The 24,581-nt window shown below is 65.8% G+C and carries 14 protein-coding genes; 5 read left to right on the top strand and 9 right to left on the bottom strand.

The genetic code is table 11. From position 1 onward, the window contains the following. The first annotated feature begins 59 nt into the window (after window positions 1-59). Entirely contained in the window at window positions 60-2,957 is a 2,898-nt protein-coding gene (locus tag AC3WT0_RS15835; RefSeq protein WP_492754412.1) for a glycosyl hydrolase 115 family protein, read from the top strand. Between the two features lie 45 nt (window positions 2,958-3,002). Here AC3WT0_RS15835 and AC3WT0_RS15830 read toward each other — a convergent pair whose 3' ends face one another. The 3 genes from AC3WT0_RS15830 to AC3WT0_RS15820 are packed head-to-tail and all read right to left on the bottom strand — an operon-like array spanning window position 3,003 to window position 5,293. Beyond that, window positions 3,003-4,535, bottom strand: coding sequence for a tryptophan halogenase family protein (locus tag AC3WT0_RS15830; protein ID WP_492754411.1), 1,533 nt, complete (start codon window positions 4,533-4,535; stop codon window positions 3,003-3,005). Between the two features lie 18 nt (window positions 4,536-4,553). Further along, complete coding sequence (locus AC3WT0_RS15825) at window positions 4,554-5,045, bottom strand: PIN domain-containing protein (protein ID WP_492754410.1); 492 nt, start codon at window positions 5,043-5,045, stop codon at window positions 4,554-4,556. Continuing rightward, complete coding sequence (locus AC3WT0_RS15820) at window positions 5,045-5,293, bottom strand: type II toxin-antitoxin system Phd/YefM family antitoxin (RefSeq protein ID WP_492754409.1); 249 nt, start codon at window positions 5,291-5,293, stop codon at window positions 5,045-5,047. Before AC3WT0_RS15820 ends, AC3WT0_RS15825 begins: the two co-directional genes overlap by 1 nt. 200 nt (window positions 5,294-5,493) lie before the next feature. Here AC3WT0_RS15820 and AC3WT0_RS15815 point away from each other — a divergent pair, with 200 nt between their 5' ends. Beyond that, window positions 5,494-6,867: a cation:proton antiporter gene (locus AC3WT0_RS15815; protein ID WP_492754408.1), complete on the top strand. Its 1,374-nt coding sequence runs from the start codon at window positions 5,494-5,496 to the stop codon at window positions 6,865-6,867. 15 nt (window positions 6,868-6,882) lie between these two features. Beyond that, entirely contained in the window at window positions 6,883-8,097 is a 1,215-nt protein-coding gene (locus AC3WT0_RS15810) for an alginate export family protein (RefSeq protein ID WP_492754407.1), read from the top strand. Window positions 8,098-8,165: 68 nt separating this feature from the next. Here AC3WT0_RS15810 and AC3WT0_RS15805 read toward each other — a convergent pair whose 3' ends face one another. Further along, a complete protein-coding gene (locus tag AC3WT0_RS15805; protein ID WP_492754406.1) occupies window positions 8,166-10,061 on the bottom strand; it encodes an NPCBM/NEW2 domain-containing protein in 1,896 nt (631 codons plus the stop codon). Window positions 10,062-10,113: 52 nt separating this feature from the next. Continuing rightward, complete coding sequence (locus AC3WT0_RS15800; protein WP_492754405.1) at window positions 10,114-11,079, bottom strand: alpha/beta hydrolase; 966 nt, start codon at window positions 11,077-11,079, stop codon at window positions 10,114-10,116. A gap of 245 nt (window positions 11,080-11,324) precedes the next feature. On the opposite strand from AC3WT0_RS15800, the gene AC3WT0_RS15795 reads away from it, so the two are divergent. Next, window positions 11,325-13,946, top strand: a complete 2,622-nt coding sequence (locus tag AC3WT0_RS15795) for a glycoside hydrolase family 3 C-terminal domain-containing protein (protein WP_492754404.1) — start codon at window positions 11,325-11,327, stop codon at window positions 13,944-13,946. 177 nt (window positions 13,947-14,123) lie between these two features. On the opposite strand, the gene AC3WT0_RS15790 is transcribed toward AC3WT0_RS15795, so the two are convergent. From AC3WT0_RS15790 to AC3WT0_RS15775, 4 genes are all read right to left on the bottom strand, one after another. After that, complete coding sequence (locus tag AC3WT0_RS15790; protein ID WP_492754403.1) at window positions 14,124-15,434, bottom strand: calcium:cation antiporter; 1,311 nt, start codon at window positions 15,432-15,434, stop codon at window positions 14,124-14,126. Continuing rightward, on the bottom strand, window positions 15,376-16,119 hold the full coding sequence (locus AC3WT0_RS15785) for a hypothetical protein (protein ID WP_492754402.1): 744 nt from the start codon (window positions 16,117-16,119) through the stop codon (window positions 15,376-15,378). Before AC3WT0_RS15785 ends, AC3WT0_RS15790 begins: the two co-directional genes overlap by 59 nt. Before the next feature lie 230 nt (window positions 16,120-16,349). Then, window positions 16,350-17,753 (bottom strand): multicopper oxidase family protein, encoded by a 1,404-nt coding sequence (locus AC3WT0_RS15780; RefSeq protein ID WP_492754401.1) that lies wholly within the window; start codon window positions 17,751-17,753, stop codon window positions 16,350-16,352. Between the two features lie 38 nt (window positions 17,754-17,791). Next, window positions 17,792-23,776, bottom strand: coding sequence for a hypothetical protein (locus tag AC3WT0_RS15775; RefSeq protein ID WP_492754400.1), 5,985 nt, complete (start codon window positions 23,774-23,776; stop codon window positions 17,792-17,794). Between the two features lie 443 nt (window positions 23,777-24,219). On the opposite strand from AC3WT0_RS15775, the gene AC3WT0_RS15770 reads away from it, so the two are divergent. Further along, window positions 24,220-24,507, top strand: coding sequence for a helix-turn-helix domain-containing protein (locus AC3WT0_RS15770; protein WP_492754399.1), 288 nt, complete (start codon window positions 24,220-24,222; stop codon window positions 24,505-24,507). Window positions 24,508-24,581: the final 74 nt, after the last annotated feature.

Here is a 24,581-nt window from a genome sequence, read left to right as displayed (position 1 = left end):
TCCGGCGCCGCTTTCTTTCAACGCGGCGTTTTTCTTCCGGTGAAATGCGGAGTGAGATGATGATGTTTTCGCGTCGGGACATGTTGTCCGCCAGCCTTGCCGCCGGATTGATGCCAAGCCCACTCAATGCGGCGGTGCTGTTCGACGGCAAAGGCAATGGGTTCGATCTCGCGCGGGACGGTGCCGTCGCGCCGATCTTCGTCGATGCGGCCGATCATGCCGGCGTGCTGCGCGCCGCGCGCGATCTGGCCGCCGATATCGGCCGGGTGACCGGAACCGACGCCGCGCTGCCGGCAGGCGTGCCGGCGGGCAAGCAAATCATCATCGCCGGCACGCTGGGCAAGAGCCCGCTCATCGATCGCCTGGCAGCGGCCGGCAAGATCGAGGTGGGGCCGATCCGCGGCAAGTGGGAAGCCTATAGCCTTCAGACCGTCGCCAATCCGCTGCCCGGCGTGGAAGAAGCGCTGGTGATCGCGGGCAGCGACAAGCGCGGCGCGATCTACGGCATCTATGACCTGTCCCGACAGATCGGCGTCTCGCCCTGGTATTGGTGGGCCGACGTGCCGGTGGTGCGGCGATCGCGGATCCGCATCGCACGGGGCCGCTATGTCCAGGGCGAGCCGGCGGTCAAATATCGCGGCATCTTCCTCAACAACGAAGCGCCCTGCCTGTCGGGCTGGACGGCGGAGAAGTTCGGCGGGATGAACGCCGATTTCTACACCAAGGTCTTCGAGCTGCTGCTCCGCCTGCGCGCCAATTATCTGTGGCCGGCGATGTGGAACAATGCGTTCAACGAAGACGATCCGCGCAACGGGCCGCTGGCCGACGAATATGGCATCGTGATGGGCACGTCGCATCACGAGCCGATGAACCGCGCGCACAAGGAATGGACGTCGCGCCGCCCCGGCAATGGCGACTGGAATTATGTGACCAACCGCGCCGCCATCGACCAGTTCTTCCGCGAAGGCGCCAAGCGCAGCAAGGACCGCGAGTTGCTGGTCACCATCGGCATGCGCGGTGACGGCGACGTGGCGCTGGAAGGCACGGGCGGCCTGAAATCCGATATCGAACTGCTCGAGACGATCATGGCCAACCAGCGCCGGATGCTGGTCGAGGAGACGGGCCGGCCGATCGAGGAAACCCCGCAGGTCTGGGTGCTCTTCACCGAAGTGCAGAGCTATTATGATGGCGGGCTGAAACTGCCCGACGACGTGACGCTGATGTTCGCGGACGACAATGTCGGCTATCTGCGCCGGCTGCCCAACGCGAAGGAGCGCGCGCGCAAGGGCGGCGTCGGCATCTATTACCACATGGACATGCACGGCGGCCCCTACAGCTACCAGTGGATCAATACCGTGCCGTTTCCCAAGATATGGGAGCAGATGAACCTCGCGCTCGAATATGGCGCGGACCGCATCTGGATCGCCAATGTCGGCGATCTCAAGCCGCTCGAACTGCCGATCGAGTTCTTCATCGCAATGGCGTGGGATCCGAAATCGGTCGCCAAGGAGCGGATCGCCGAATGGACGGTCGCCTGGGCGGCGCGCGAATTCGGGGCGGCGCATGCGAAGGAAATCGCCGATCTCGTCTCGTGCTACGCCAAATATAACAGCTGGCGCAAACCCGAGCAGTTGCAGCCGGACACCTACAGCCTTGAACATTATCGCGAGGCGGAGCGCGTCGCCCGCATGTGGAGCGACCTTTCCGAACGCGCATATGCGCTTCAGGCGAAGCTCGCTCCGGACCAGCGTGCGGCATTCCACCAGCTCGTGCTGCATCCGGTGGCGGCATGCGCCAATCTGACGCACCTCTATCTGGCCGCCGCGCGCAATGCGCGCTTCGCTGAGCAGGGCCGCGCCAGCACCAACGCGGAGGCAGCCGAGGCGCGCCGGCTGTTCGCCGAGGCGCACAAGCTGCGCGATGATTATCACGCTTTGTCAGGCGGCAAATGGAACCACCTGATGGACCAGACCTATATCGGCTATTTCGACTGGTATCCGCCGACCCAGGACATTGCGCCTGCCGTGCGCGAGCTGGATCTGGTCGACGAAGCCGCATTCGGCGTGGCGATCGACGCGGATGCGAAGGCGTGGCCGGGCTATTATCTGCCGCCCGAGCTTCAGGTGCTCGACAGCATGGCGCGACGGGCGAGCTGGTTCGAGATTTTCCCATGCGGCAAACGCCCGATCGACGTGCAGATCGCGCCGAGCGATCCGTGGATCATGCTCAAGGAAGGCAAGGCGTTCAGCAGCGGCGCGCAGGATCGCCGCATCGTCGTGGAGATCGACTGGGAGAAATTGCCGCCCGGGCGCTCGACCGGCTCGATCGTCGTGAAAGACGCCAGGGACAGCGTGAAGATCAGGGTCATAGCGCTGCGTGCGTCGCCGGAGCAGGAACGCGCCGCGAAGGGGGCATGGGGATCGCTGACCGGGCCTTTCTCCATTCCCGCCACCGGATTCGACCGCAATATTGCCGTGCGCGACGTGCGGTGGGAGGCTGTGCCCGATTATGGCCGGGTGGATGACGCGATGTCGGTCTTCCCCGTCACGACCGCTTCCTTCGCCGACGCCAGACAGTCGCCGAGGCTGGAATATCCGATCTTCGTCGGCGAGGCGGGGCGCTGGACCTTCGACCTCGTCACCGCGCCGACATTACAGGTCAATCCCGCGCACAAGCTGTCGCTCGCCCTGTGGGTGGATGACGCCGCACCCCAGATCCAGTCTGTGTTCACGCCCGAGGACCGCACGGCGCAGGAGTTTCTGGGGGCGAAGCACAGCGTCAACGCGCGCGCGGACATGCGGGTGATGCGCTTCACGGCGGATATCGCCGCCCCCGGCCGCCACACGCTCAATATCGCGATGATCGACCCGACGATCGTCCTCGAGACGATCATCGCGCATCGCGGCGACCTGCCCAAAAGCTATTTCGGGCCGCCGCCGACCCTGCGGCAAGCCTGACGGCGGACTTGGAGGCCGATCCGGCAATGCCGGATCGGAGGAGGCTCAGCGCCCGGCCTGGTTGATCATCTCGACCAGTTGGCGGTGCGACGGCAGATCGCGGACCGCCTGATCGCCGAAGCTCCGGACCTTTGCGAAGGCCCGTTCCGCCAGTGCAACCTCTCCCGCGCCTGCGAGAGACGGCGCGGTGTCGAACTCCATCCCGTAGAGGATATACTGGTAGTTGAAATAGGCGAATGTCTCGACATCGAGCGTGAAATCGAAACGGCTGGGCGGCCGCCAGCGCCAGCGATCGAGCATCGCCTTCAGCGCATCGGGAACCGAGGCGGGATCCCTGTTGTCGCGCCAGAAAGGCTCGTCACGCCGGCTGAGGCAATAATGGAGCTTCAGGAAGTTGACGATATTGTCGTAGCGCGCCGCCATCAGCGCGTTGAAGCGATCGGCCGAGGCATCGATCGGCCCCGCGAACGAGAGCATGTCCGCAATCATCGCCGCCGCCGCCTCGATCACGACGATGCCCGTCGATTCAAGCGGCTCGACGAACCCGGCGGCCATGCCGACCGCGACGCAATTGCCGACCCATTGCCGCGCGCGATAGCCCGGCTCGAATGCGATCAGACGGGCATCGTCGGCGCTGCCCCCGACCCCGGGATGGGCGGCGAGCACGGCGCGGGCGCGATCCTCGTCCATATGCGCGCTTGAATAGACGCAGCCCACGCCGCGCGTGGCGCGCAGGCCGATGTCCCAGATCCAGCCCGCCTCGTGCGCCGCCGCCACCGTATAGCTGGGCAGCGGCGCATCGGCGCGCGCGTGCGGTGTGCGGCAGGCCAGCGCACGATCGGTGAACAGCGCGTGGCGCACCGACGCGAAGGGCTCGCCCAATGCCTCGCCGATCAGCGCGGCGCGCAGGCCCGAGCAGTCGATATAGAGATCGGCGGCGCGTCGGCCGCCGCGCTCGAACGCCAGATGATCGATCAGGCCATCGGCGCCGACCGCCGCCGAAAGCAGGCGATCCTCGACATGGGCCACGCCCAGCGCCTTCGCCCGGCGCGCGAGCAGCGCGGCGAGGCGCCCGGCGTCGAAATGATAGGCATAGTTGAGCGGCGCGGCGAAGCTCGCCTCGCCCAGCGCCTTGGGGCCACGCTGGCGCTCGGCCACATGATGCTGGATCGTCACTGCCTCGGCGAAGGGCGGTCGCGTCGCTTCGTCCTGCGCCAGCCAGTGCGCGACGAGGCTCCCCTCCTCCGCGTAGAGCGGCGCCTCGAAGGGATGGATGAAATGATCGCGCCGCCCGCCGCCCGGAGGATGCACCCAATCGTCGAAGCGCACGCCCTGCTTGAAGGTGGCGGCGGTTTCGCGGACAAAATCATATTCGTCGATGTCCAGAAACTGCAGCGTGGTACGGATCGTCGGGAATGCGCCTTCGCCGACGCCCACGATGCCGATGTCCGGCGATTCGACGAGGGTGATCGACAGGGCGGGGTTTTTCGCGAGATCGAAGAAGCGCGCGAGATAGCAGGCGGTGAGCCAGCCCGCAGTGCCCCCGCCCACGATCAGGATGCTGCGGCCGCCTTCCATGGCCCGACACTAGCCGCGCTAGCTACGCACGAACAGACCCCTGATCCATGCCGGCGTGGCGCGAGCGGCCTGGCGCCAGTCGTCGACGCTCGGTTCGGGGGCATAGCCGGTCGGATCGAAGGTCTTGACGCGCCCCGCCCTGAACGCGCGGGTGCGGAAGGTGACGAGCGTCATGCCATGTTCGAGCGCCGCCGCGGCAAGAAGCGCGTCGCGCTGGTCGCCATAATCAAGCGTCGCCGCGCGACGGACGGTGGCTGCGTCGACGGGCAGGATGCGGCCATCGAAAGCGCGCATGACGTTGCCGTCGATCCAATCGCGCCACAGCGCCCCGACATTCCTGTCGCGGTGCAGGGCATGGGCGGCATGCCGTTCCAGCTCGTGAAGGGTCAGCGCGGAAACGAAGAGGCTCTGCCGCGCGACGCCGGAAGCCCAGAGCGACAACCCCGCATCGCCGCCGGCCGCCTTCGCGTCGCGCAGCGCAAGCACGACAGGCGTGTCGAGAAGATGCATCAGCGGCCCGCCGGCGAACGCGCCCAGGGACCGGAAGCATCGTCCAGCGGCTCGGCGGCCGGCACGCCGGGCCAGACGAGCAGATCGACGATCGACTTGGTCTCGCCCGAGAGGCGGCGATAGGCATCGATGCTCATCAGCACATGGGTGGGGCGGCCGCGATCAGTGACGAACAACGGCTCGACTCGCGCAAGACGCTTCGCCTGACCCACATCCTGATTGAACTGCCGGCTGGAAATCGCGCGCATGCGCCACCCACCTTTTCGTTTATTATGTAGGAACGTTACTACATCGTAGCGCCTCTACAACAGAAATCGTGGCGCGGGCGGGAAAATGAATCGCTCTGCCCGACCGACGCAATTTCACGCTTGCTAGCGCTACCATTTCCGCCTTCCCTCAGCCGAGACGCAGCGCTCGAACGCCGCGCAAACATGATCGGGGGAGAATGATGCAGCAGGGCCTTATCGACAGCCTAATCTCGACCATCGGCGGTATCCTGTCGCCGCACGGTCCCGCCGTGCAGGCGGCGGCGAGCTATACGCCGGGTGATTTCAGCATCCATTTCTTCCTGCAGCTCGCAATCATCCTGATCACCTGCCGCGTCGTCGGCTGGCTGGGCCAGAAGCTGCTCGCCCAACCGCAGGTGGTGGGGGAAATGATCGCGGGCGTCGTGCTCGGCCCCTCGCTCCTCGGCCTGCTCTTTCCCGATTTCCAGCTTGCCCTGTTTCCCAAGGAGACGCGCAACGTCCTTTATTCCGGCGCGCAGCTCGGCGTCGGGCTCTACATGTTCATGGTCGGGCTCACGCTGCGCCTCGACCATTTCCGGTCCAAGGCGAAGAGCGCCGGCGCCGTATCTGCGGCGGGCATCATCGCCCCCTTCATCCTCGCCGCCATCATCACGCCCTGGCTGCTCAAGGTCGACGGCCTGTTCGCGGCCGGCATCGGCCAGGCCAATGCCACATTGTTCATGGGCGCTTGCATCGCGCTCACTGCCTTCCCGATGCTGGCGCGCATCATCAACGAACGCGGCCTCGCCAATTCGTCGCTGGGCACGCTGTCGCTGACTGCCGGCGCGTTCGACGACGCGACGTCGTGGTGCGTGCTCGCCATCGTGCTCGCGACCTTCGGCGGCGGCCCCGGCGTCGCGCTGCTCGCGATCGGCGGCGCGGTGATCTACGCCGCGTTCATGCTGATCTGGGGCCGCCGCCTGCTGGCGCCGCTGGGCCGGCTCGTCGAGGCGCAGGGTGAAATGAGCATGACGATGCTCGCCGTCACTATCGCCCTCTTCTGTTCCTCCGCCTTCCTGATGGACGCGATCGGCATCCACGCCATCTTCGGCGGCTTCCTGCTCGGCGCGTGCATGCCGCGCGGGCTGTTCGTCGAGGAGCTGAAGCGCAAGGTGGAGCCGCTGGCGGTCGTCCTGCTGTTGCCGATGTTCTTCACTTATTCGGGACTGAACACGCGCATGGACATGGTCAATTCGCTCGGCCTCGTCCTGATCGCGATCGGCATCCTCGCGGTTTCGGTGCTCGCCAAGTTCGGCGCCTGCTGGGCGGCGGCGCGCCTTTCCGGCGAGGATAACCGCACCGCGCTGGGCATCGGCGCGCTGATGAACTCGCGCGGGCTGATGGAACTCATCATCATCAATATCGGGCTGCAGAAGGGCATTATCGGCCCCACTCTCTTCTCGATGCTGGTGCTGATGGCGATCGTCACGACGATGATGGCCGGCCCGCTGTTCGAGGCCGTCTATGGCCGCCGCGCCCGCGCCGAGGGCGAACTCGGCGCGCTCGACGCAAAACTGGCCGTCAACGCCGCCTGAACCCGGAGACCGGCAATGCCGAATTTCGTCGTGCGGGCGCTTGCGCTCGCCGCGCTGGGGGGGCCTGCGTCCGCCGCCCATGCCCAGGATATCGATCTCAAGCCGCTGGTCGACGCCCGGCTGCGTTACGAACATGTCGATCAGACCGGGATCGCCGACACGGCGGACGCATTGACGCTGCGCGTCCGCCCCGGCGTGCAGGCGAGCGTCGGCCACCTTTCCGCACTGGTCGAGGCGGAAGGGACGATCGGGATCATCAACCGCTACAATGACGGCCAGAACGGCCGCGCCCTGCCCCTCGTCATGGATCCGCAGAATGTCGAGATCAATCGCGCGCAGCTGCGCTATGCCCGCCCCGGCTTCGCGCTGACCGCCGGCCGCCAGCGGATCGAACTGGTCGATCAGCGTTTCGTCGGCTCGATGCCGTGGCGGCAGAATGAGCAGACGTTCGACGCGGTTCGCGCCCAATGGACGATGCCCGGCAAGCTGACGCTCGACGCGACCTATGCCTGGTCGGTCCGCACCGTGATGGGCGTTCAGGGAACGCCGGCGCGGCCAAGCTCGATTGGCGGCGGCAACTGGTTCGTCAACCTTGGCTATGCGACGCCGATCGGCACGGTTTCGGGGTTCGCCTATCTGATCGATCAGGATTCGGCGGCGCTATCGGGCTATCGCCTGTCCAGCCAAACCTATGGCGTGCGCTTTGCGGGAACCCGCCCGATCGGCGCGGATATGAAACTGGGCTATGTCGCGAGCTTCGCGCGGCAGAGCGACTATGCCCGCAACCCGAACCATTATGCCGCCAGCTATTGGCTCGGCGAGGCGACGCTTTCCGGCAAGCTGTTGACCGGGACGATCGGCTATGAAGTGTTGGGTGCCGACAAGGGCGCCGTCCTGACCAGCGTGCAGACCCCGCTTGCCTCCTTTTTCCGTTTTCAGGGCTGGGCAGGCAAGTTCTCCACCACTCCGCCCGATGGCTTGCGCGATGCCTATGCAACGATCGGAATCAACTGGAAGGGGTCGGGCCACGTCAACAGCTATGGACTTGGCGCCACCTATCATCGCTTTGACAGCGATCGCCTGTCACGTCGATATGGCGACGAAGTCGATCTGATCGCCTCCGTCGAAATTCGACACTATGTCGTCGCGGCGCGTTTCGCCCATTATCGGGCGGACAGCTTCGCGTCCGATACGGACAAGGTGTTTCTCACGTTCGACTGGCAGCTTTGATCTGCAGTTCGCCAACTTCGGCGGCAATTGCGCTTTCGCCGACACATGTCCGTCGAACCAGCCGCCGATCAGCGAGTCAGCAAAGCGGCGCTCCCCCATGTCACCGGCAGCCTCTCATTTTCCGTCGATGCGCTGCGTGCGACGAGTTCGATGAGCTTCACGCCGGAAACCGGGACCGAAAGCGGCTGCGCGGCCATTCCCCATTTGAGCGGCCTGCTCTTCGCCAGCAGCTTGCCGTCGCCATAGACGGCGAACGCCACCTCATGCGTCTTGTCGGTGGCGCTGTCGTCCACCCCGACGAGCGCCGTAAAACGCTGTGCCCCGTCATTGCGCACCTCGAGCCGCGAATTCGCCAGGATGCCGATGCCGGCCGGAAATGATTTGCCGGCGATCTGCAGCACCTGCCCATAAGGCGCGCTGTCGGCGCGCGCGCCGCCCCAGCCCGCATAGACAGGCCGGTCGCCAGCTCCATTGGTCCCTGCCCAACCCGCGGCGGTGCGGAAGATCGTCGGATCGGGAACGGGATGGACAACGCCATCGACCGCCGGGTTCACTCGCCCGGGCTGTTCCGAAAGATAATATCCGCCCTGAAGGATACGGGTTCCGGACGCCCGGAAAATCAGGGTCTGGCGGGGCTCGACGCGCAATTTGACCTGCCCCGTGAATTTCGTCGTCCGCTTGTCCCACAGATCGGTCAGCTCGATCGGTGCGGAATCGGTGAACTTCAGATGAGCCGCGTGAAGATCCACATCATAGGCGCCGGATCCACGATTGAAGATCGCGACGGCCTTGTCGCCGGAAGCGAGCGTCTTGACCAGAATTTGCAGATCGCTGGAATCATAGGCCAGAGTCGCCTGATTGCCGGCGGGGTCCTGATCAATCGCAATGATGTCCGCATTGCCGAAAATCGCCATGAGCGCATCGGGCGTCGTGCGCAGATCGGTCCCGATCATGAGGGGCGCGCTCAACATGGCCCAGAGCGCGAAATGCGACCGCGCCTCCGTCAAATGATTGGCGTCGAAATCGCCCGCGCCGATATACAGCATGTCGGGGTCGTTCCATGATCCGGGATGGGCGTAGAGCGACCGGGTGACGGTGCTGTCGTAATTGACCAGCAACCGCCCCCAGGCCGGGGCAATATCGTCGCTGGTGCGCGATATGGCGCCGAAATCCTTGCCCCACGCGCGGACGTTGGCCGCGCCCCAGACGCACAGCGACAACAGATAATCGCCGTCGGGATTGTCGCGCACCAGCGCGGCGTCGATCTGACGGAAAAGATTCTGGATCGCGGGGATGTCGGTTCGGGTTACGGCACTGGAGTCCAGAATGGGCCCCAATGCGCGGAACTTGCCCGAGACGACCCGGCTACTCGCCGGCCCATAGTCACGAAGACCGCAGCCATCGACCTTGATGAAGTCGAAACCCCAGGTTTTGAAATAGAGCGCGATGTCCTGATCGATATGCCCGTAGAGGCCGACCTCGCGCTCGGCGACGCTGCCCTTGGGCAGATCGGTCTCCGTCGGCGAATAGGCTTGCGAACAGGTGTTCCGGCCGAGGTCGGAATAGATGCCCGCTTTCAGCCCCATGGCATGCAGCCGATCGGTGAAGGGCCTGAAGCTGGGCGTATCGCCGCCGCCGGCCGAGGGGAATTTGTCGGCGCGGATGATCATGTGCCCGTCGGGCATCCGACGGCGCAAGGCCCAGCCGTCGTCGATGTTGACGTATCGATAGCCTTTGGCGGCAAGCCCGCTGTCCACGATCTTCTGCGCCGAGGCCATGACCTTGGCTTCGTCGATGTCGGTGGCGAAGGCGTTCCAGCTGCTCCAGCCCATCGGCGGGGCAGCCGCAGAACCGGCATTATAGGCCGACCAGCGCCCCGTCGGCGCCAGGGGGTCGGCGGCGTCGGCGATCGCAGGCGAGACATTGGTCATGGCGATCAAACCCGCCGCCAGCAGTCGCTTCATTCTTCGCTTCCTCTTTTACGGACTGGCGCCACGGGGTTCGCGCCCGCCCCTTTCATCGGGACGATTTCAGCCAGCCGTGCATCCGCATCCAACTGGTGAAGGCGTCGAACCAGCCGGTGCTCGTGGTTTCCTTTTGGTACATGCCGAAACCGTGGCCGCCCTGTTCATAAAGGTGGAATTCGACCGGGCGCCTGGCTTCCTTCCAGCTCTCGATGAGGCCGAAACCGCCATTGGCGAAAAAGGGATCGTCGGCTGCGAGCGCAACGAACATCGGCGGCGCTTCGGCCGGCACCTCCACCCGGGCGAGCGAGCCATAGATGATTCCGATAAAGGCCGGGCGGGCGTCATGGCCAGCAAGCGTGGTCGCCATCGTCAGCATCGCGCCGGCCGAGAAGCCGATCATGCCGATCCGGTTCGGATCGACATGCCATTCCGCCGCGCGCCGCCGGATCATCGCAAAGGCGGCATCGGCGTCCGCGATCTGTGGCTCGATGCCGGGCATGGCGGTTCGCGGACTGGGCTGCGGCGCGCGCGCGACTCCGGCGAACATCTCGCGCATCGAACGCTCGAAGCCGGGCATGTCGGCAGGCGTGGGATTGAGGCGGTATTTCAGCACGAACGCCGCGACCCCCTGCTTCGCCAGCGCCTGAGCGACGTCCCAGCCCTCATTCTCCATCGAGAGCGTCCGGAACCCGCCGCCCGGCGCGACGATGACGGCAGTGCCGGTCGCCCTGGCCGGATCGGGCAGGAACGGCGTGAGCGTGGCGACGGTCACGTTGCGCGCGAACCGGCTGCCATATTGCGAATGCCAGGACTCAGCGGCTGTCGCGCCCGGCAACGGCCCCGTGCCCAGTTCGATCGCGCTTGGCTGCGCGGGGATGGGTATCGGCGTCATCTTGTCGGCCTGGGCACGCGCCGGTGCGGATATGGCGCAAGCCAAAGCCAGACCGATGCCGACGAACCGGGCCGCGCGGCGCCCTGCTGAACGATTGGCGCCGAGTCGGAAATCTCCCGTCATTGCAATTGCTCCTCTCCACTCGGCCGATTTGCGGCTTGTCGATTACTCGTACAAAACAATCGCGCGGCATGAAAGGGTTGCGGATCGGCCTGCGATGCGATTTCGCTTCCCGCGATCGATTGTTAACGTTACCAGTTTTTGACGCAGATCGCACGGGATGCTCGGAGAGAGCGGCCGCCAAGGGGAGAGAGCAGATGGCGTGGACAGTATCAGCCCGTATTACAGCGGCATTGGCCGGCCTGGCAATGACCGGAGCGGTAGCTGCGCCCATCGTCGCCCAAGAACATCCGGCTGAAATGGCCAATGACGCCCGGGCAAGCGCCCAAATGCTCGCCGCCAAGCTCGTCGCGCAGATGACGGTCGACGAAAAAGTCAGACAACTTATGAATGTCGCGCCGGCGATCCCGCGCCTTGGCGTGCCGGCCTATAATTGGTGGACCGAATCGCTCCATGGCGCGATCGGTTCGGTGCCGACCACCAATTATCCCGAGCCGATCGGCCTTGCCGCGACGTTCGACGCGCCGTTGATCGAAACCGTGGCCGCCAGCATCAGCACCGAAGTCCGCGCACTGCACACGCTGGGGCGGGAAACCGGACATCTGGGTCATATCGGCACGGGGCTCGACACCTGGTCGCCCAATATCAACATATTTCGCGATCCCCGTTGGGGGCGCGGGCAGGAAACCTATGGGGAAGACCCCTTCCTGACAGCGTCGATGGGCGTCGCGTTCGTGCGCGGCATTCAAGGCCCCAACCCGGACCTGCCCGACGTCATCGCCACGCCAAAGCATTTTGCGGTCCATAGCGGCCCGGAATCGACGCGTCATAGCGCCAACGTCTTTGTCTCCGCCCATGATCTGGAAGACACGTTCCTGCCGGCCTTCAGGGCCGCGATCGTGGACGGCAAGGCCGGCTCGATCATGTGCGCCTATAATCGGGTCGACGGCCAGCCGGCCTGCGGCAGCAATCTGCTGCTGTCGCAGCATCTGCGCGGCGCATGGGGGTTCACCGGATATGTCGTGTCGGACTGCGATGCCGTCGTCGATATCGCGGCGCATCACAAATACGCCACCGATCCGGCTGCGGGCGTCGCAGTGGCGCTGAAGGCGGGTGTCGATAACGAGTGCAATGTCGCGACTCTCTCCGACACGCCGCATTTGAGCGACCGTTACAAGGAAGCGCTCGATCGCGGGCTGATCAGCATGGCCGACATCGACCGGGCGCTCGTCCGCCTGTTCTCGGCCCGCTATCGCAATGGCGATCTGCCGGGGCTGTCCGGCCGTGCGCCGCAGACCATTCCCCCCAGCGCGATCGACACGGCCGAGCACAGGGCATTGGCGCTGAAAGCGGCCGAAAAGAGCCTCGTCCTGCTCAAAAATGATGGCGTGCTGCCCCTGAAGGCCACGACGCGGATCGCCGTGGTCGGACCGCTCGGCGATGCGACCCGGGTATTGCGAGGCAATTATTCGTCGGCGCTCAGCGCGCCGCCCATCTCCGTCATCGACGGACTGCGCTCTGCGATGCCCGAGGCCAAGATCACCCTGGTGCCGTTCGGCCCCTCGATCACCGACGGCGACCTGGTGCCGGGCAGCGCGTTGTTGACGCCGGACGGCAAGGCAGGCCTCAAGGCCGAATATTACAACGCCAGCGCGCGTCAGCCAGCCGGGAGCGAAACCGTTTTCGATACAAAACCGATCGTCACCCGCACCGAGCGCAACTTATATTCGCACGCCGCGCAGCTCAAACAGGTGAGCGACCGAAACAAGGTCGTGTGGACGGGGTTTCTCGTGGCTCCCGAGACAGGCACCTATCGCATCGCGGTAACCGGGCTGAAAGGCGCGCTCATGATCGACGGGCGGCCGGCGGTCAGCGCAGATGCCTATTCCGCATGGGCGGAACCGCTGAAGCTCGTCGAAGTCCGGCTGGAAAAGGGACGTCGCTATCCGCTGCGCTTCCAGACCGAATCGACCATATCGGCGAGCCCCGCGATCTTCTGGAAACGCATTTCGACCAACCCCGACGCGGATCTCGCAGCCGCTGCGGCACAGGCCGACGTGATCGTGGCTGTCGTCGGCCTCACCTCCGACCTGGAGGGGGAGGAGATGCCGGTAAAGGTCGAAGGCTTCTCCGGGGGCGACAAGACCTCGCTCGACATCCCGGCCGACCAGCGGGACCTGCTGCGCAAGGCGAAGACGCTCGGCAAGCCGCTGATCGTGGTGGCGATGAACGGCAGCCCCATCAACCTCGCCTGGGAGAAGGACAACGCCTCGGCGATCATCGAGGCCTGGTATCCCGGCCAGTCGGGCGGGCTCGCCATCGCCAACATCGTATCGGGCAAGACCAACCCGGCGGGCCGCCTGCCCCTCACCTTCTATCGCTCGCTCGACGACCTGCCGGCGTTCGACAATTATGAGATGAAGGGGCGCACCTATCGCTATTATGCGGGCACGCCCGTCTATCCTTTCGGCTATGGCCTCAGCTTCACCCGCTTCGCATATGCGCCGCTGACGGTGCAGCCGGCTGCGGGCGGCGCACAAAACGGGCTGCGCGTCACGACGGAGATCACCAATAGCGGCCAGCGCGCCGGCGACGAGGTCGCCCAGCTCTACCTGAGCTTCCCCGCCGTGCCGGGAGCGCCGAGGATCGCGCTTCGCGGGTTCCAGCGCCTGACCCTCCAGCCCGGCGAACGGCGGACGATCAGCTTTGATCTCTCGCCGCGCGACCTGAGCGCCGTGACTGCGGACGGCGTCCGCCAGGTGCTGGCCGGCGAGTATCAGGTGAGCATAGGATCGGGCCAGCCGCAAACCGGCCTGCCCGTTCAGGCAGCGCGTTTCTCGGCACAACGGGGCATGCCGTTACCGCAATAGCGCCGGCCATGTCCGGGTTTGCCCGGGCTTGCCCAAGTTTGGTAGCCGCTTGAGGAGAGGCCCGCCGTCCGCACCGCGCTTGCCGATCGGACAATCGAGACCGTCACTCGTGGCCGGCGGGGCCGCCGATCGAGAATCGAGCGCATGCTCGGTTCCGACCGACATTGCATCGCCGTTCTACAAATGGATGGCTAGCATCAGATATGCGGCGAAGAGCAGCAGATGCACTGCGCCCTGGAGGACTGTCGTGCGGCCGCTGCCGAACGTGACGACGCTGACCGTCAGCGTGAGCAGCAACATAATGAGATCGGCGCCGTGCAGCGTCAATTCCACGCTGCGCCCGGCCAGCGCGCCGATGAGCAGGATCGCGGGAACGGTGATGCCGATGGTGGCGAGCGCGGACCCGAGCAGCACGTTGATCGCATGTTGGAGATGATTGCGGCGCGCCGCCCTCACCGCTTCCGCAGCCTCGGGAGTCGCTACGAGCAGCGCCATGACAATGCCGCCCAACAGCGCAGGCATCTTCAGATTCTCGAGAAAATAGTCGATCGGAACGGCGATCTGCGATGCAAGCAGCCCGGTGACGACCAGGTTCGCGGCAAGGAAGGCGGCATGCGTCGCCACCGGAGTCGATTGCGCATGCGCGCCGTCCTTGCGCTGCGTCGCCCCGCCGTCCACGAAATAACCCCGGTGACGCCCGGTCTGCAGCAGCAGAAACGCCGCATAGAGCGCCGAGGTCATGATGGCGATGAAGGCGGTTCGATAGCCGCTTACGCCATTTTCGTTCGTGAAATCGACAAAACCGGGCAGGACCATGGTCAGTACCGCAAGCGGCAGCAGGACCGAGAGATAACTGTTCGCGCCGTGAAGATTATAATGCTGTTCGCCGTGCCGCCACGCGCCGATCAGCAGCGACATGCCGACCATGGCGTTCAGTATGATCATCACCACCGACAACAGGCTGGCGCGCAACAATGTAGGGTTATTGTCGCGGTGAAGGATGACCGCCGCGATACTCGCCACTTCGATGAAGTCTATCGAAAGCGTGAGGAGCAGCGTGCCATAGGGTTGATCCATAGCCCGTGCCACGTGCGCGCCGTGACGTGCGATGCCGAAGCCGTTGCGCAGCATGAGCGCGAACACCAGGACCAGCAGCGCCGCCATGCCGGGAATCCCGCTTGCCAGCGCATTGTCGGACAGGATCGAAACGAGTGAGAAAATGCCCCCGGTCGCCAGCAGGAAGGCTTCTCGCCAAAGCGCCCGCCGCGTCATCGCCGATTCCGACGCGATGTGAGCAGGGGGCGTGTTTCCGGATGCGCGGGCAACGCCGGAACCATCGGGGATAATATGTGTATCGCGCCGCCGATCGTCATGCCCCCTTTTCCACGGTTCGCATTCCCTTCTTCTCGCCCGGCACCCGCGCAGCCCGTCAGAAAGAATAGGTGACGAGAACGCCGGCACCCGCCGAGATGCGGTGCGATCGCGCATCGATGTCGGTCGCGACGAACAGGCCGGGGCCGACCGAAAGCGCGTCATTCGCATCGATCCGTAGCGACGTCTCGAACTGGAGGTTGCCGCCGCGCGCATAAAGGACATCGCCGACGACCGCGACTTTCGGCGATACGGGCAACAGATAGCCCGTCGCGACACCCCATTGGGTCGGCGCCGGATTGGCCGATCCGGCTTCGGTTTCGACATAGGCGTTCAGATAGGCCACCCCTTTGCCGACGACGCGGGTCAACCCCGCCGTCGCGATGAAATCGACGCTCTGGCTGGGCGCGTGAACGGGAATCTGGACCGCGACCGAGGTGGAAAAGGTCGTGCGGCTGCTGTCCGAGCCGAACCAGCGCTGCTGCCAGCCGAAGGTTGCGGAGGTTTCCGCATCGGCGATGTTGTCGCCGGCGTCGACCGTGGGGAAAATCACCGAGAACAAGGCGTTGGACCAGAAGCTGCCCGTAGGCGTGTATTGCAGGTTCGACTGGAACTGCCATTGCCCGGCGGAAACGCTGGCAAGCCCGGCGAGGCTCAATTGGCCGGGATCGTTGGGTTGCCCGTCCCACAGCGAGGAAAAGGTCGGGACCGTCTTATCGATCGATTGCGGCCATGCCGCTTCGGGCATCGCGGCCAACGCCGACAGCCCCGCAGACGCGGCCAGCGTGGCTGCGGATCTCACTGCGCGCTCCCGAGGCCGCGGCGCGGATCGGCGCGAACGACCGGCGCGAAGAGGAAGCGACGATGACAATCGCCGCTTCCCATGCTCAGCCGCGCGCCGCGCGAACGGTCGAAACCGGGCCGGCTGCGAGCGTGCTGCGCCCGAGAGGGTGGCGCAGGAGCCACCGGCCGACCGGACGGGCAACGGCGCCCCCCGCGCGCGCCGCCATGCCCCACGAGCTGCCCGTCGCCTCAGACATAGCGGATCGTCGTGAACATGCCCGCTGCCAGATGATAGATCATGTGGCAGTGAAATGCCCACCAGCCGGGATTGTCCGCATCGAACGCCACGACCACGCGCCCGTTCGGCGGCACGAGGATCGTGTCGCGCATCGCCCCCGCCAGCCGCTGACCGCCGATTTCGACGACCTGGAAGGTATGGCCGTGCAAATGCATCGGGTGCGCCATCGGTGTCTTGTTGACGAGCGCAAGTTCCACGCGCTCGCCGGTGGCGACGGGAAGCGGCGGCACCTGGCTGTTCCACGGCACGCCGTTGATCGACCAGACATAACCGCTCATCTCCCCGGTCAGGTCGATCGTGTGGACGCGATCGGCCTTGCGGGGGGCGAGCGGTTTCACGGCGCGCAGGCGGCTTTCGAGATCGAGCGTGACGGCAGGCGCCGCCGCCTGCGCCGTTTCCGCGATACGCGGCACTGGCGCTGCACCGGCGCGCAGCACGATCCCCGTCCGCCGCGCCGTGCCTTCCAGCAGCGCCAGCAACGGATGCGAAGCCGCTTCGCGGGGAACGGTGAGCCGGATATCCAGCCGCTGCGCGACCGCGAGGGGAAAGCGCCGGGCCTTGACAGGCTCTACCCGGAAGCCGTCGACGGCGATCAATTCCCCGGTCAGCGCCCCGAGATCGAAGTGGAAATTGCTCATCGCCGCGGCATTGATCACGCGCAGCAGCACGCGCGCGCCGGGTTCGACCTTGACCACTTCGGGATCGGCGAGCGTGCGGTCATTGGCCAGGAAAGCGTCGAACGTGACGTCGTTCAGATCCGGTGCCGCCGCCTTGCCGGGCATCGCCATGCCTTGCATGGCGCTCATGGACCTGGGCTTGCGGAGAGCGGCGTAAATCTCCTCCGGGCTGGTGAAGCTGAAATCGTGCAGCATCAGCACGATCTCCTGCTGGCCGGGCTCGTCGCGCCCGTCGCGGACGATCAGCGGCGCGGACATCATCAGCGGTTCCTGGAACCCGGCATGCGAATGCATCCAGAAGCTGCCGCCCGAGCGCACGGGAAAGTCGTAAGCGGCGCTCGCCCCCGGCGCGATGGGCGGCGCCGATATGCCCGGCACGCCGTCCTGCCGCCACGGCGGGGTGAGGCCGTGCCAATGGATCAGGCTGGGCTCCTGAATATGATTCTCGACCCGCACCCGAAAGCGATCGCCGGCATTCATCACAAGCCCCGGCGTGCCGTCGGGCTGCCGGATGCCATAGACGGAAGCCGCCTGCCCATTGACCTCGATCGTCCGCCGCAACAGGCGCAAAGTCGTTTCCGGCGGCTGCGCTGCGAATGCGGCCGCGCCGCAGACATCCTGCGCAGCGGCGGCGGCCAGAGTCGACTGGAGCAGCGTGCGACGCGTTAAAGCGGCCAATGTCACCTCCTATATGATGCAGCGAACGCCGCCGCGACTTAGAATGAGTAGATGAGGCGCGCCGAGACGCGCTGGCTGGAGTAATGATGCGCAAGATCGGCATCATAGCCGGCCGTTATCGTCATGTTCCGCTTGCGGAGGAGCTCCGCACCCGCCCCCAGCAGCAGCCGGTTGTTCGGCAGATAGGTCGTGCTGACGAATGGCGAGAGATCGGGTGCATCGGCGAAGCGCGCCTTTGCCCGCCAGTCGTTGCGCGCCTCGAACAATCCCCCGACCCGCGCGAACGGCCGCAGCGTTGAATCCGCGCCGAGGCTGATCCGGCCGCCGATCTCGAGCGCCGGGGCGGCGGCGAAGGTGGTGTTCCCGGTCTTCGCCAGGCGAAGCGCGTAAGGCGAGCCGCTTTCCTTGATGCTGTCGACATGAACGTATGTCGCGTCGACCGCGACCTGCGGAAGCAGATAGAAGCCGCCGAAAGCATGCTGATAGCCAATGCCGATATGGCCGCCGACATATTGGGAGAAAGGCGATGCGGTCGCCGTCGTCGCATCCTGGCCGATCGTGACTTTCCGCCGCGAATCGTACCAGCCCAAGCCGCCCGAGACGGCCAGCGACATCAGCAGATCGCCCTGGCGCTTCTTGACGAATGCGCCGAGATGCAGCGCGTCGCCGGTGACATGGGCGAGCCGCCGTTCCGCATCGATCGAATCGCGCTCATAGGCGAGCGATCCGCCCAGGAAGAGATCCTCGCCAATCTCCCGCTGACCGCCGATCTGGACCGTACCGGATTTGAACCGGTAGCCGATCGATTCCGCCGTGCTGTCGCGATCGATGTCGGTGCCGACCGCGCGACCCCAGACGCAATCGCGCTCGTCGACCCCGAAGTCGACCGGATCGGCGGCCGGACAGGTCAGCATTTCACCGACGAAGGCGCGGTGGGCCTGCGGACGCGTGACGGCGAAGCTGCCGAGCACGTCGGCGCCCAGGCTGTCGAGCGCATTCACATAGTCGGCAGGCGTGGCGACCTGGACAGCCAGCGTCTGGACGATGCCGCCGCCGGCACTCACCCGGTTGGTGTCCCATATCTGCTGGAGATGGTTGGCGGTATTCAGCTGGTTGCCGTTCAACGCGAAATTCGCCGACGCGTAATCCGCGTTGGCGGTGACAGTCAGGCTCGTTCCGCCCACCACCTGATATGTGAAACTGTAGATCGGCGACGTATTGCCGCCATAGATGCCGACGCTGAAATCATTGTTCGGGACCGTGATGCTTCCGCCGCCCACTGCCGACATGATGGTGACGCTATTATGGCTGAGCGAAAGTGGCTGCAGGAACAATTTGCCGGTGACGATGGCGCTCGAACCATTGGCGAGCAGCAGGCTGTCGCTCGTTCCTTTCACGAAGTCGACGCCGGCGACGATATAGCCGGTGCTGGTGAACAAGCCGGTGTTGATCGTGGTCTGCTGCAGGATGGCGTCGTGCGTGCCGATCCAGAGCGTGCCGGTGTTCAAGATCGATCCGGCGTTGATCGTGGCGTTGGTGAAGATGGTGCCGGTCGGATTATTCTGGAGGACCGCGTTGCTGGCCAATATGTCGCCGGTGACGAAGCCGGTATTGACGATGTTGGCGATGCTGTCGACGATAAGGGCGGGGCCGCTATAGCCGTCCAGCCGACCGGCGATGCTGATCTGCGACTTGGGCAGGCCCGAGGGGTAGGTATCGTAGCCGCCGCTGACGACGAGCGCGCCGGCCGCCTGTCCATCCGACCGTACGGTCGCGCCGGCCGCAATGTTGATATTCACGACATTGGTGTTGTTGCCCCGGCTCAGAGCATAGATGCCGTAGGATTCCGCGCCGGTCACGACGACATTGCCTTCGACATTGACCGTGACCGTTCCTGTGCACGCCGCGTCGCAGGTGGAACTCCCTGCCCCCGCGATGACGAAACCGCTGCCATCGGCGTGGCCGTAGAGGCCGCCGCCCTTCCCCGCGCTCTGGGCGAAGATGCCGTGCGCGCGCTGGCCGCTCGTGGTGATCGCGCTGCCCGCCTGGACATCGACGTTGATGTCGCCGCCTGACCCGGCATGGAATATGAAGCTCGGCCGCTCGACGGCCTGGGTGAGGTCGATCTGGGAAAGCCCGCCGATCAGCGCGCCGCCGCCGCCGATGCTCTGCGCGACGATGCCCGCAGCGCCATTGCCCTTCGTCGCGATCTGGCTGTTGCCGGAAAGCGTGACGTTCACCGTGCCGCCATTGCCGGAGAGGAAGGAGGCCTCGCCATAGGCGCCATCGGCGGTCGTCACGCTGGCTTCGCCGGGCGTGCCGGCGACAAGGCCGCCGCCGCCCGCGATGCTTTGTGCAAGGACGCCGTATGAATCGATGCCGGCGGTCGTGACCGAGCCGGCGGAGAGATTCATGGTCACCGTGCCACCGTTGCCCGCTGCCCCGCCGTCGCCACCGATGTTGACCGGAATGATGGTCGTGGAGGCCCAGTCGCCGGTCTGGCTGCCCGAACTGCCGCCGCTATTGTCGTTGCCGACCGACATCACCCCCGCAAGGCCGCCGCCGCCGCCGATGCTCTGCGCCACGAGCCCGATCGCGTCGCGCCCCGTCGTCGCGATGCTCCCGCTGTTGGTCAGCGTCACTGCGCCGCCGTCGCCCTGCGCACCGCCCTTGCCGCCGATATAAACGGTGAAATTGCTGAGCGCCGCCGGATCGCCCAAGGTTGCGCCGCCCTTGCCGCCGCCCCCGCCAATGCTCTGGCCATAGAGGCCGAAGGACAGGTCGCCCTTCGTCGTGATGATGCCGCTGTTGGTCAGGCTGACGACGCCGCCGTCACCGGCCGCGCCGGCGTGGCCGCCGATCCCCACGCTGCCGTCGACGGTCGAATAGCTGTTCGATGCCGCCGCCGCGCCGCCATTGCCGCCGCCGCCGCCGATGCTCTGCGCGAAGACGCCTTCGGAAAAAGCGCCCAGGGTCGCAATGTTGCCGCTGTTGTTGACGGTGACCGTGCCGCCTGCGCCGCCTGCGCCGCCTGCGCCGGCAAAAGCGCCGCCGACGTTGACGCTGATGAGGCTTGTCAGGCTGCCCGGATCGGCGGGGGAACCATCGCTCGGGTAGAAGGCCTCAATCGCCGAAATCACCGTCTGGAGCCGGTTATAATTGTTCCAGGCGTCGTAGGTGAGATCATTCAGCCGATAGACGGGCCCTTCCTGCGTGACATCCGCATTGCCGGCAAAGCCCTGTTCGACGAAATCCACCATCGAAGCGACGATTGAGATGCCGGTGCCCGTCGCCGCCTCTCCGCCGATGCCCCCGCCGCCGCCCACGCTTTGCGCATAGACGCCCGATGCCGAACCGCCGGATGTTGCGATCGCGGCCGCGTTGGTGACGGTGACGGTCCCACCCGCGCCCCCGGCGTTGCCATTGCCCCCGACGCCGACATTGGCAGTGAACTGGTTGCCGCCGGTCCCGTCCGCCAGTGTGCCGCCGCCATTGCCGCCGCCGCCGCCCACGCTCTGCGCGAAGACGCCGAAGCCGTTGCTGCCGAGCGTGAAGATGCCGCCGTTCAGATTGTTGACGGTCACCGCGCCGCCATTCCCCGCCGCGCCGCCGCTGCCACCAATAGTCACCGTCACGGAAGCGGATTTCTCGTTGGTGAAAAGCGCGCCGCTGTTGGCGTTGCCGTAACCGCCATTGCCGCCGCCGCCGCCGATGCTCTGCGCGAATACCCCGACCGCATCATGCTGCATCGTGCCGACGAGGCCGGTGTTGGTGACGGTCACGGTGCCGCCATTTCCTCCACTGCCGCCCTTGCCGCCGATAGCGGTGTTCACATTCACGTTCGACGATTGATAGGCGAGGCTGAGCGCATCGGAATCGCCGCCATTGCCGCCGCCGCCGCCGATGCTCTGGGCAATGATCGCGGTCGCCATGGCACCCGACGTGAGGACCGAGCCATTGTTGACGACGGTCACGGCGCCGGCGGCGCCGCCCGAACCGCCCGCGCCGCCGATCGAGACATCGAGATTGACCGAGGGGAAGTCGGGATCGTTGAAGAGCTGATACGTACTGGCGAGCGAGGTGCCGCCATGCCCGCCGCCGCCGCCGATGCTCTGCGCGAAAATGCCAACCGCATCATGACCAGCCGTGGTGACATGGCCGAAATTGGTGATCGCCACGTCGCCACCCACGCCGCCCTGGCCGGCTGTGCCGCCGACAGCGGCCGATGTGGTGATCTGTGCGCCGACATCGATGGCATTGGCGGCGCCGCCACTGCCGCCGCCGCCGCCGATGCTCTGCGCATCCAGGGCATAGGCGTGGCTGCCGAGCGTCTGGATCGTGCCGCCATTGGCGATGACCGCCGCGCCCCCATCGCCCCCATGGCTTGCGTTGCCGCCGATCGCCACCGCCGAAACGCCTGCCGCGTCCGTGGTGCTGGCATCGCCCGCAGTCCCGCCGCCGCCGCCGATGCTTTGCACGACGATCGCGGACGACTTGTTGCCCGTAGTGACGATCAGTTCGCCGTCGGGCATCGCCGTAATGACCTCGTCGGGGCCGAACGTCGGATTGCCGTTAAACACTTGAGCGAGTTGCCCGTCGCCGCCCTGCGCGCCATTGCCGCCGAGCGTGACGCCCGCGATGACGCCATCGGACACGGCGTCGCCGCCGAAACCGCCGCCGCCGCCGATGCTCTGCGCGACGATCGCGGCGCTGTGCTTGCCGCTTGTCGTGATGATGCCCGAACCGAGTGTGACGACAAGCACCTGACCAGCGTCGCCGCCGGGGGACGCATCGCCGCCGCTCGATACGAACACGCCGCCGCCAAAAGCGCCGTTGCCGCCATGGCCGCCGACGCCTTGAGCGAGGACGCCGACGGCGGCGTAACCCGTGGTGCTGATCGAGCCGCCGTTGACGACGACGCCGGTTAAGTTGCCCGTATCGGCGCTGCCGCCATTGCCGCCCGATCCCTTGCCGTAGCTGCCCTCGCCGGTGCCGCCATTACCGCCAATACCGTTCAGGGACGCGGCCCAGATTCCCGCCGTGATTTCGGAAAAGGTCAGGTTGCCCAGCGTCTGGCCCGTCCCGGCCTTGTCGACCCCCGTTGCCTGGATCTCCCCCGTCAATGTGACATGCACGGACTGGCCGGACGCGCCGCGCCCGCCATTGCCGCCGGTTGCCGCCCCTATATCGCTCGATGCGTCGGCGCCATCGCCGCCATCGCCGCCGATCGACCAGGCGCGCACGCCGTCTCCGGCGGACTTGATCGAACCCGCCAGATTGACGGTCAACACGCCGCCATTGCTGCCATTTCCGCCATTCAGGCCATAGGCATGCGTCAGATCATCCCGCGCCGAAGCAGCGGCGCCGCCATTGCCCCCCGACGAAATGATCGCGATCGCCGGGAGCCGCGCCGTTGCACTGGTGACTGTCGTCGCGCCCGTCTGGCTGTAGGAGATGGCGCCGCCGTCGCCGGCATAGTTGCCGTAGCCGCCCTGACCGTAGGTATAGCCGACACCCCCGCTGCCGCCATCGCCGCCGATCGAATAGATGCCGATGGGCGTCAGGCCGACCGCATCGCTGACCGTGGATGCATTGAGGGTGATGGTGACCACGCCGCCACTGCCGCCAAAGCCGCCGCCGCCGCCATCCGAATAGCCGGTGGTCCAGTCGCCGGTCGCGGCGCCGGAATCGCCGCCGTCGCCGCCCTTGCCGCCCCTCGACTGGATCAAGATCGCCGCGATGCCCGCGCGGCCCGAAAGCGTGAGGCCGGACTGGGAGGCCGTGATCGCGTCGCCAATCCCCCCGTTCGATCCGCCGGGTCCGTTATTGTATTTCGTCGCTTCCCAGGGCAGCCCATATTGTTCCGACGAGCCGGGGTCCGCCTTCGGCTGATCGGGAGCGGCGCAGTTGATGCCCCAGACGCCATTCAGATTGTCGGGAGGATTGATGCAGGCCGCCGCAGCCGGAGATGCCGAAAAGCCCAGAGCCGCCAGCGCAGTTCCCGCGAGCAGCCCCCAGCGCATGCTTCCCGGCCGTTCGCAAATGCCCCAACATGTCTTCAACTTCGTCACATAGCCCCCTATTACCGCATGCCGACGACGGTCCCCCGGGGCTGAATGGCCTCGGCGGACTGTCCGGCTGCGCCTCCGACGATCGCGTTGCAGTTATGCGCGCCACGATATTGGGCAGGGCCAAGGGCGACAATCGACCGTCAAGGCTCGAACGCGGCGATAGTCCTCCAGATGGACCGAACAGGGCCGCCTCATTGCCCGACACTGTTAAATGGGTGCGCCCGTGGATTGCCCATGCGATCCCGCGCATGTCTGCTTGGGGAGAGATTTACTGCATATGCGAGCCCGATTGCGGAGGGGCTGCGCCCACCATAGGATAGTGCTCACATCTGGGCTGCCATGTGGTTCGGCGTCTGTGACCGTGGTCCTGATCGTCACACAGGGGCAAAGAGACAATGAGCGATACCGGCGCACATTTCACGCGTGCCATGCTCGACGAGCTGAGACACGACCTGCGCGGAGCGGGACATACGATCAAAAGCGCGGCACACGCCCTGGGCGTCGGCGAGACCACGTTGAAGCGCTGGCTGTCGGGCAAAGGCCTGATGATCGACAAGCTCGGGGAGCTTTGCGCCCTGGCCGGCACGAACATGGCGGAAATCATGCGCCGGGTGGATCACCCCGTGCGTCTGGTCACCCGCCTGACGCTGGCGCAGGAAACCGCCCTGGTTTCCGACCGGTGACGTGACCCCCGCTTTTTCCTCCAGTTGGAGCTAGAGTCCGACCCGACAAAGGGACGGACAGATGAAGCGGAAGC

It is taken from the genome of Sphingomonas sp. EU05-FHT14C10 (genome assembly GCF_058790595.1).
The sequence above is the reverse complement of the archived record's forward strand: the minus strand, read 5'-3'. Positions and strand labels throughout refer to the sequence as shown.

Bases quoted from the DNA above. Each gene is read 5' to 3' on its own strand.
- AC3WT0_RS15810 (WP_492754407.1), top strand. From the start codon at position 6,883: ATGCCGAATTTCGTCGTGCGGGCGCTTGCGCTCGCCGCGCTGGGGGGG.
- AC3WT0_RS15795 (WP_492754404.1), top strand. From the start codon at position 11,325: ATGACCGGAGCGGTAGCTGCGCCCATCGTCGCCCAAGAACATCCGGCT.
- AC3WT0_RS15775 (WP_492754400.1), bottom strand. From the start codon at position 23,776: ATGCGCTGGGGGCTGCTCGCGGGAACTGCGCTGGCGGCTCTGGGCTTT.
- AC3WT0_RS15830 (WP_492754411.1), bottom strand. From the start codon at position 4,535: ATGGAAGGCGGCCGCAGCATCCTGATCGTGGGCGGGGGCACTGCGGGC.
- AC3WT0_RS15815 (WP_492754408.1), top strand. From the start codon at position 5,494: ATGCAGCAGGGCCTTATCGACAGCCTAATCTCGACCATCGGCGGTATC.
- AC3WT0_RS15800 (WP_492754405.1), bottom strand. From the start codon at position 11,079: ATGACGGGAGATTTCCGACTCGGCGCCAATCGTTCAGCAGGGCGCCGC.
- AC3WT0_RS15825 (WP_492754410.1), bottom strand. From the start codon at position 5,045: ATGCATCTTCTCGACACGCCTGTCGTGCTTGCGCTGCGCGACGCGAAG.
- AC3WT0_RS15805 (WP_492754406.1), bottom strand. From the start codon at position 10,061: ATGAAGCGACTGCTGGCGGCGGGTTTGATCGCCATGACCAATGTCTCG.
- AC3WT0_RS15790 (WP_492754403.1), bottom strand. From the start codon at position 15,434: ATGCGCGATCGCACCGCATCTCGGCGGGTGCCGGCGTTCTCGTCACCT.
- AC3WT0_RS15770 (WP_492754399.1), top strand. From the start codon at position 24,220: ATGAGCGATACCGGCGCACATTTCACGCGTGCCATGCTCGACGAGCTG.
- AC3WT0_RS15820 (WP_492754409.1), bottom strand. From the start codon at position 5,293: ATGCGCGCGATTTCCAGCCGGCAGTTCAATCAGGATGTGGGTCAGGCG.
- AC3WT0_RS15835 (WP_492754412.1), top strand. From the start codon at position 60: ATGATGTTTTCGCGTCGGGACATGTTGTCCGCCAGCCTTGCCGCCGGA.